Raw genomic sequence first — 4,763 nt, forward strand, 5'->3', positions numbered from 1 at the left:
GGCCGCGCGCCGCGCGGCGCGGGGGGGGGGGGGCGGGGGGCGCGGGTGGGGGAGGCGCAGCCGGGCGGCACCATCGGGCTCGCCACGCGGCTCGACCGCGCCGTCTCCGACCGGGCGCGGGGGGAGGTGGTGACGGAGGGGCTGCTGGTCCGCCGCCTGCAATCCGATCCCGGCCTCGACGGCGTCGCCGCCGTGCTGTTCGACGAGGCGCATGAGCGCAACCTCGACACCGACCTGGCGCTGGCGCTCTGCCTCGACCTGCAGCGGGCATTGCGGCCGGAGCTACGGTTGCTGGCGATGTCCGCGACGCTCGACATCGCGCGCTTCGCCGCCGTGCTGGGCTCCGATCCCCGCGCGCCGGAGGGGCGCGACGCGCCGGTGGTCGAGAGCCTCGGCCGCGCCTTTCCGGTCGCCGTGGAGCATCGCGCCCGCGACCTGGCGGAAGCGCGCGACCTGCCGGAGGCGATGGCGTCCGCGATCCGCGCGGCCCTGGCGAAGCATCCCGGCGACGTGCTGGCCTTCCTGCCCGGCTGGGGCGAGATCCGGCGCACCGCGGATCGGCTCGCTGGCATTGAAGCAGAAATAATCCCGCTGCATGGCGAGTTGCCGCCGGCCGAGCAGGACCGCGCGCTGAACCCGCACCCGCAGGGGCGGCGCAAGGTGGTGCTCGCGACCTCGATCGCGGAAACCTCGCTGACGGTGCCCGGCGTGCGCATCGTGGTGGATGGCGGGTTCCGGCGCATGCCGCGGCTCGATCCCGCCTCGGGCCTCACGCGGCTGGTCACCGCGCGGATCAGCAAGGCGGCGGCGGAGCAGCGGGCGGGGCGCGCCGGCCGCACCGCGCCCGGCGTGGCGATCCGGCTGTGGACGGAGGCGCTGCATCGCGGCCTGCCGCCTTCCGACCGCCCGGAGATCCTGGAAGCAGAATTGTCGGGCCTCGCGCTCGACATCGCCGCATGGGGGACGACGGAAGACAGCCTCGCCTTTCTCGATCCGCCGCCCCCAGGCGCGCTGGCGGCCGGGCGCGCGCTGCTGCGCAACCTCGATGCGCTGGCCGCGGCGGGGCGCATCACGCCGATGGGGCGTGGGGTGGCGCGGATGGGCACGCATCCGCGCCTGGCCCGCATGCTGCTGGCCGCCGCCGACGAGGGCGAGAAGGCGCTGGCCGCCGACCTCGCCGCGCTGCTGGAGGAGCGCGACCCGATCCGCGATCGCGAGGCGCCGTCCGACATCAATGCGCGGCTCGAGCTGCTGCATGGCGGCGACCATCCGAATGCGGATCGTGCCACGATCCAGCGCATCCGCCGCGCCGCCGCAATGCACCGGCGGCGCCTGCGCCTGCACGGCACCGCGCTGCCGGGCGGTGAGGCGGGGCCGCTGCTCGCCGCCGGCTTCCCCGACCGCATCGCCGCGAAGCGCGGCGCGATGGACGGCGCCTTCCGCCGGGCTTCGGGACAAGGCGCGCGGCTTGCGGCGAATGACGCGCTCGGCCGTGCGCCGCTGCTCGCCGTGGCGGATCTCGAACTCGCGGGCACGGATGCGCGCATCCGCATGGCGGCGCCGCTCGACCTCGCCACGCTGGAACGGCGCTTCCCGGAACGCCTGCGCTGGGAGGAGAGCGCCGCCTTCGACGCGCGCGCGGGCGCGGTGCTCGCGCGGCGCCGGCGGATGTTCGGCCCGCTGGTGCTGGAGGGGCACGCGCTGCCCGCGCCCGATCCCGCCACCATCGCCGCCGCGCGCGCGACCGCCATCGCCGAGCGCGCCCTGCGCGACCTGAACTGGACGGAGGCGGCGAAGCAGACCCGCGCGCGGCTGCGCTGGATGGCCGGCGTGGAGGAAGGCTGGCCCGACATGTCCGATGCGGCGCTCGCCGCGGGCGTGCAGGACTGGCTCGCGCCACATCTGAATGGTTGCACGAAGCTGTCGGAGGCGAAGTCGCTCGACCTGGCGGCCGTCCTGCGGAACCTGGTTCCCTGGGAGAGACAGCGACGGCTCGATGCCGCGCTGCCGGCGCGCCTCGACCTGCCGGGCGGGCGCAGCGCCGCGGTGGACTACGACCGCGAGGTGCCGACGCTGGAAGCGCGCGCGCAGCACCTGTTCGGGCTGGATGCGCTGCCGCCGCTCGCGGAGGGTCGCGTGAAGCTGCAGGCCGCGCTGCTCTCGCCGGCCGGCCGGCCGATTGCCGTGACCGGCGACCTGCACGGCTTCTGGCGCGGCGGCTGGCGCGATGCCCGCAAGGACATGCGCGGCCGCTATCCGAAGCACCCCTGGCCCGAGGAGCCCTGGCGCGGCGCCTGATCGCCCGATCGCTGCGCGATTCACGCGCTGAACGTCGCACCCGACCGCGGATCGTGCTAAAAGCGGATCGCCGCAGCCGAGGCCCGGCGTTGGAGCCGGAGCGGGTTGCCGCAGCCCTTGTCGCGGACGCTTGCGCCGAAAGGCTCCGGGCGGCGACGATGGCGACACGGACGCGAAAGGGGCCGATCGGATGCACAGGACATCGCGCTGGCGGGGACCGGCCATCATCGCGCTGGCGCCCTTCGCCTTCGGCTCCCTCGCCGGCTGCGGCTACACGCTGCAGAGCGACGCGGTCATCGCCGAGAACCAGCGGGCGCTGGCCGCGGCCGAGACGCGCGGTACCCAGCTCAGCGGCCGCGTGAGCGAGCTCGAGGCCTCGCTGGCCGCCGAGCGGCGCGCGCGCGGCGACCTCGCCGCGCTGGAACGCCAGCTCCAGACCGCCCGCGGCTCCCTCTCCAATGCCGAGCGCGGTCGGCGCAATGCCGATGCCGAGGTGCAGCGCCTGCGGGCCGCGTTGGCGGAGGAGGAACAGCGCCTCGCCGCGCTGCAGAGCGAGAGCGGCGCGCTGGCGCAGTCCTCCGGCCGCACCCGAGACGAGCTCGGCATCGCCGAGCAGCGGCTGGCCGGGCTCAGGGCGACCATCGCCTCTGAGGAAGCGCGGCTGGCCACGCTGCGCGGCGCCGCGGGCAGCGAGGAATCCCGCCTCGCGGGCCTGCGCGGCAACAGTGCCGCTGAAGAGCAGCGCCTCGCCGGCCTGCGCCGCGCCGCCGCCGCGGAGGAGCAGCGCGTGGCGGGGCTCCGCCGCGACGCCACGGCCGAGGACCAGCGCCTCGCGGAGCTGCGCGAGCAGGGCACGGCGCAGGATCGCCGCCTCGCCGCGCTCGAGGAACGCCGCACCGCCGAGGAACGCCGCCTCGCCGCGTTGCAGGACCAGGCCGGCGCGGCCGAGCAGCGCCTTGCCGGGCTGCGGGCCACGATCGGGCAGGCCGAGCAGACGTTGGGCCAGCGCCAGCAGGCCGGCGGAGAGGCCGCGCGCCGCCTCGCCGGGCTGCGCGACAACGCCGCCGCCGAGGAGCGCCGCCTGGAGGGCCTCCGCAACAGCATCGCCCAGGCCGAACGCTCGCTCGCCGAGCGGCAGGGCGCCGGCGCCGAGGCCGAGCGCCGCCTCGCCGGGCTGCGCGACACTGCCACCGCCGAGGAGCGCCGCCTGCAGGGGCTGCGCGACAGCATCGCCCAGGCGCAGGGCCAGCAGACGGAGGCGGAGCGCCGCATCGCCGGGCTGCGCGACACCGGCGCCGCCGAGGAAGGCAGGCTGCAGGCGCTGCGCGGCGAGATCCAGGGCGTCCAGGGCAGCCTCGCCGAACGGCAGCAGGCGGTCGCCGAGACCGAGCGCCGCCTCGCCGGGCTGCGCGAGGCCGCGGCGAACGAGGAACGCCGCGTCCAGGCGCTGCGCAACGATGCCGGCACGGCGGAGCAGACGCTCTCGGGCCGCCGCGGGCTGCTGGCGGAGCTGGAAGCGCGGCTCGGCCGCATGACCCAGACCGAGAACGAGGCCAATGCGCGGGTGCGCGCGCTGGAGGATCGCGCCGGCGGCCTCGGGCGCGACATCGCGGAGTCCGAGCAGCGGGTGGCGAGCCTGCGCCAGGCCGTGGCCTCGGCCGCGGCGACGCTGGCCGAGCGCCGCAGCGCCGTGGCGCAGGCGGAGACCGGCCTTGCCAGCCTCGGCACCCAGCGCGAGGCCGCGGCCACCGCGTTGCGCGAGCTCGAGGCCCGCAGCGCCGCGCTGCGCAACGAGGTGGGCGCGGCGGAGCGGCGGCTGGCCGAGCTGCGCAACGGTGCCGCGGCCGAGGCGCAGGCGTTGCAGGCCGCGCGGTCCGAGGTGCAGGCGGCGAGCGAGCAGCTGGCTGCGCGGCGCGCCGCGCTGACCGAGGCCGAACAGCGTCTCGCTGCGGCCAGCACGGCGGGGGAGGCGGCGGCGGCGCGGCTGCGCGGGCTGGAGGAGCAGGCGCAGCGCATCGCCGGCGGCACCGACGGCATCCGCCAGGAGCAGGAACGCCTGCGCGCCGCGGTGGACGGGCTGCGCAGCGAGGTCGCGGCGATGGAACGCCGCCGTGCCGCCCTCTCCCACCAGATCGCCCAGGCGGAGGACCGGCGGCGCGCCGGCCGGCAGGAACTGGCGGAGCTCGGAGCCGAGCTGGCGCGCGCGCGCCAGGCGCGGGCGCCCACCCCCCGCGGGGCGGCAACCGCGGCCGAGGTGCCGCGCCCGGCGGGCGACGCCCCTCGGCAATAGGCGCGGCAATAGGCGCGTTTTCCGCCGGCGCGGGGCAGCGTCCGACCGGCCGCAGCGGGCGGGTCGGACCGCGCGCTACCGCGCCCCGCGCGGCCCGGCGCGCGGCGGCCCGGTGTCCATGTGGGCGGAGCGCGGATAGACGCCGGTGCCGAGGAAGCCCGTCCGCCCCGGCACC

2 protein-coding genes are annotated in these 4,763 nt (G+C 77.5%); both read left to right on the plus strand.

The annotated features are described in order from the left end of the window. The coding region (hrpB, locus tag AC1MIR_RS06415; RefSeq protein WP_480027351.1) for an ATP-dependent helicase HrpB at positions 1-2,298 on the plus strand (2,298 nt) is incomplete at its 5' end. A 190-nt stretch (positions 2,299-2,488) separates the two neighbouring features. Further along, positions 2,489-4,588 carry a coiled-coil domain-containing protein gene (locus AC1MIR_RS06420; protein ID WP_480027352.1) on the plus strand — a complete coding sequence of 700 codons (2,100 nt, stop codon included), beginning with the start codon at positions 2,489-2,491 and terminating at the stop codon, positions 4,586-4,588. Positions 4,589-4,763: the final 175 nt, after the last annotated feature.

This window comes from Falsiroseomonas sp. RANM36 (assembly GCF_056682175.1).